The 3,359-nt window shown below is 31.3% G+C and carries 4 protein-coding genes; 3 read left to right on the forward strand and 1 reads right to left on the reverse strand.

Annotation, left to right across the window (positions count from 1 at the left end):
• Positions 1–157 precede the first annotated feature (157 nt).
• Both FPG59_RS15030 and FPG59_RS15035 read left to right on the forward strand, forming a co-directional pair.
• Positions 158–973 (forward strand): 2,3,4,5-tetrahydropyridine-2,6-dicarboxylate N-succinyltransferase, encoded by an 816-nt coding sequence (locus FPG59_RS15030; RefSeq protein WP_086455373.1) that lies wholly within the window; start codon positions 158–160, stop codon positions 971–973.
• An 11-nt stretch (positions 974–984) separates the two neighbouring features.
• Positions 985–2,106, forward strand: a complete 1,122-nt coding sequence (locus tag FPG59_RS15035) for a glycosyltransferase family 1 protein (protein WP_086455374.1) — start codon at positions 985–987, stop codon at positions 2,104–2,106.
• On the opposite strand, the gene FPG59_RS15040 is transcribed toward FPG59_RS15035, so the two are convergent.
• The gene (locus FPG59_RS15040; RefSeq protein WP_086455375.1) at positions 2,101–2,859 is read right to left on the reverse strand and encodes a glycosyltransferase family 2 protein; all 759 of its coding nucleotides are present in this window, start codon (positions 2,857–2,859) and stop codon (positions 2,101–2,103) included. The genes FPG59_RS15035 and FPG59_RS15040 overlap by 6 nt on opposite strands.
• Before the next feature lie 217 nt (positions 2,860–3,076).
• Between FPG59_RS15040 and FPG59_RS15045 the strand changes: the two genes are divergently transcribed.
• On the forward strand, positions 3,077–3,359 hold a 283-nt coding region (locus FPG59_RS15045), incomplete at its 3' end, for a glycosyltransferase family 2 protein (RefSeq protein WP_140344690.1).

Here is a 3,359-nt window from a genome sequence, read left to right on the forward strand (position 1 = left end):
ATATATTTAAGACTTGGGTTTTAATGTTAGTCTGAAATTCTAATAGATGACTCCAGAAATTTATAAATTTAAGTTAGATCTGTAACATTTTAGTCTGTTTTTAACTGTTTTGCTTTTGGCTAAAAATCCTATCTTTGCCCAAAAATCAATTATAAAGATGAATCCATTACAAACTATTATAGAACAAGCCTGGGAAAACAGAGCTTTATTACAAGAAACCACTACAACAGATGCTATTAGGGAAGTTATAGAACTTTTAGACTCAGGAAAATTACGTGTTGCAGAACCTATTGCTGAAGGGTGGCAAGTAAACGAATGGGTAAAAAAAGCAGTGGTGATGTATTTCCCAATACAAAAAATGGAAACTTGGGAATCTGGAATTTTTGAGTACCACGATAAAATGCTTTTAAAAAGAAACTATGCCGAAAAAGGAATTCGTGTAGTACCAAATGCTGTGGCACGTTACGGTGCTTATATTTCAAGCGGTGTAATTTTGATGCCTAGTTATGTGAACATTGGCGCTTATGTAGACGAGGGAACTATGGTAGATACCTGGGCTACAGTAGGAAGTTGTGCACAAATTGGTAAAAACGTACACTTAAGTGGTGGTGTTGGAATTGGTGGTGTACTTGAGCCTTTACAAGCTGCTCCCGTAATTATAGAAGACGGTGCATTTATTGGTTCACGCTGTATTGTAGTTGAGGGTGTTCACGTTGGGAAAGAAGCGGTACTTGGAGCTAACGTTTGCTTGACTGCCTCAACAAAGATTATAGATGTTACAGGTGATGAGCCTGTGGAAATGAAAGGCTTTGTTCCTGCAAGGTCTGTAGTGATTCCTGGAAGTTATACTAAAAAATTCGCTGCTGGTGAATTCCAAGTGCCTTGCGCTTTGATTATTGGAACTCGTAAACCATCAACAGATTTAAAAACATCATTAAATAATGCTTTACGTGAATATGACGTAGCGGTTTAAACACATATCAGATGAATATTGGCTTTGAAGCAAAAAGAATCTTTCATAACAAAACTGGACTTGGCAACTATAGTCGTGATTTGGTACGCTTACTAAGCCAATATTATCCTGAAAACCATTACTATTTATACAATCCAAAACGATCGAATGACAATCTATTTGAGGCGAATAGAACAAATGTTTTTGAAAAGAAACCTCAGTCTCCTTTTTACAAAAAATTTTATAATTTATGGAGACAAAAAGGAGTTGTAAAGGATTTAACAAAAGATGGCATTACGATTTTTCATGGTTTATCTGGTGAAATCCCGTCTGGACTAAACCACGCCAATATAAAGAGTGTGGTTACCATTCATGATCTCATTTTTGTAAAATTCCCAAATTTATATTCCTTTTTTGATCGCAAAATTCACTTTTATAAATTCAACAAAGCTGCGCATCAAGCAGATGTGGTTATTGCAATTAGTGAACAAACAAAAGATGATATTGTTGAGTTTTTAAAAATTGATCCCGAAAAAATAAAGGTAATTTACCAAGGATGCCACGCTATTTTCAAAAAGGAATTCACTGAGAGCGATAAAAAAAAGGTTTTATCCAAATACAATTTGCCAAAAGAGTTTATTCTTAACGTAGGTACTATTGAAACTAGAAAAAATATTTTACTAGCTGTTAAAACACTCCATAATATAAATACTTGCTTAGTAATTGTAGGTAAAGAGACCGATTATGCTATTGAAGTAAAAAGCTACATCAAGAAACACAATCTGGAACATAAAGTAATCTTCTTGAAAGGACTAACCCTTGAAGAGCTGGCAATACTGTATCAACAAGCTAAGATTTTTGTTTATCCGTCTTTATATGAAGGCTTTGGAATACCAATTATTGAAGCTTTGTATTCAAAAACTCCAGTAATTACAACTCAAGGTGGGGTTTTCCCAGAAGCAGGCGGACCCAATTCAGTGTATATTGATCCTACAAATGTGTTAGATCTTGAAAAAGCCATACAAAAACTATTAGTAGACAAAGAATTTCGTGAAAATATGACACAAAAAGGGTTTGAATTTGTACAAAAATTTAATGATGAAGTTATAGCGAAACAGTTAACTACTACATATAACAACCTTGTTAAATTATAATTTTTTCTGACTAATTTTATGTAATTGAATAAGGTTTGCGTACTTGATATAGGAAAAATATCCTTGTGTTAAAGAAATAGTTAATCCATCTATTCCATTTAAAATCCCTTTTTTGAAAAAATAACATCTAATAAACGAGACTAATCCATTTAATACTGGTTTAATATAACTTACTTTTTTACCTTGATCAAATAATTGTTGCGCATTCCAATCTGCGTATTGATTTTTTTTTGCAATAATTTGAAAAAAAGAATGACTACCATAATGCAGTATGTGAGTCTTTAATTTTTTAGGGTTTGTAGCAATAATTTTCTGATGGACTTTATCACTAGATGGATGTGCTGATTTTTTATTGAAAAAACGTATTTTATGATCAGGATACCATCCTGCAAAATCAATTATTTTATCTTGAAGGAAATTCTTAACTCTAAAACTAAAAGCATCATGCGCTGTATTCAAATATTTTTTTTCTTGAATGAAACCAACTGAATCGTAATCTAAAAATTCATCCGCATCAAGGTTCAATATCCAGTCATTTTTGCAATATGGCAGACCAAATGAACGTTGAGGGCCATCTCCTAAAAAATTTTGCTGAATAACCACAGCACCTTTATTTTTAGCTATTTCAACCGTTCCATCTGTACTGTATGAATCTACAATTATAACCTCGTCACAAACTTTTAAAAGCGCATCAATACACGCGCCAATCATTTTCTCTTCATTAAATGTTATAACTAAACCACTAATTGCCATAATAAAAAACTCTTCAAATTATATGGTGCAAATGTATAACATTATAGACAAAGCGATAAGATTAGACAAAAATAATTTAAAAATAGTAATCAAAAAATCAATAAATTTGCAAAAAATATAAAACATCATTTACTACAATTAAAACAAACTTAAATCTACCTTTAAAGTCAAATAGTAAACATTTTGAATATTTTATTTTATAAAAAAACATAATTGTATGATTTGCAATGTAAAGCTAACAGCCTTAATAATTACATTAAATGAAGAGGATCATATACGTGAGCTTTTAACTGATTTAAGTTTTGCAGATGAAATAATTATTGTTGATTCTTTCAGTACAGACAAAACAAAAGAAATTGCAAATTCTTTTAAAAATGTTATTTTTTTACAGAAAAAATTTGAAAATTTTAGTTCCCAAAGAAACTTTGCAATATCACAATCAAAATATGATTGGATTCTTTTTTTAGATGCTGACGAAAGACTAACTCCTGAGCTAACAC

Origin of the sequence: Flavobacterium sp. FPG59, from assembly GCF_002150205.1 — a bacterium.
Lineage (GTDB): Bacteria > Bacteroidota > Bacteroidia > Flavobacteriales > Flavobacteriaceae > Flavobacterium.

Coding starts and splice junctions, on each gene's coding strand:
- FPG59_RS15030 (WP_086455373.1), top strand. CDS start 158: ATGAATCCATTACAAACTATTATAGAACAAGCCTGGGAAAACAGAGCT.
- FPG59_RS15035 (WP_086455374.1), top strand. CDS start 985: ATGAATATTGGCTTTGAAGCAAAAAGAATCTTTCATAACAAAACTGGA.
- FPG59_RS15040 (WP_086455375.1), bottom strand. CDS start 2,859: ATGGCAATTAGTGGTTTAGTTATAACATTTAATGAAGAGAAAATGATT.